Source organism: Treponema sp. R6D11 (assembly GCF_054786075.1).
The window spans coordinates 1-367 of sequence record NZ_BDHD01001180.1; the positions used below are offsets into that span (position 1 = coordinate 1).

General features: G+C 45.2%; 1 protein-coding gene. It reads right to left on the bottom strand.

What is annotated here, in order from left to right; translation table 11 throughout:
• Positions 1–21: 21 nt before the first annotated feature.
• The coding region (locus ACYVTD_RS18005) for a permease (protein ID WP_461248981.1) at positions 22–367 on the bottom strand (346 nt) is incomplete at its 5' end.

Below are 367 nucleotides of genomic sequence, written 5' to 3' on the forward strand. Positions count from 1 at the left end.
TTTGTGAGCTTTGTGAGAAAATTATCGAAAAATTGCCACATAAATTAAATCCACCAAAACGCCGCCTACAAAAGCGAATACTACCGTAAATAACAAATAGAATAAAAAGTGTTTTACGCCTAGGACGATTTTTAACGCTCCTAGGTTTGTTATTTTGGTGGCGGGTCCTGTAATCATAAATGCCGCCGCACTGCCCATGCTCATGCCGTTATGTAGCCATGTTTGAAGGAGCGGAATTGTTCCGCCACCGCACATGTACAATGGCACGCCTATGGTGGCGGACATTAATATGGCGAAGCCTCGTCCTGCAGGGGTACTGCCGCCGAAAAGCCTTGCAAAGCCTTCTTGTGGAACATAGCGTTGAAAA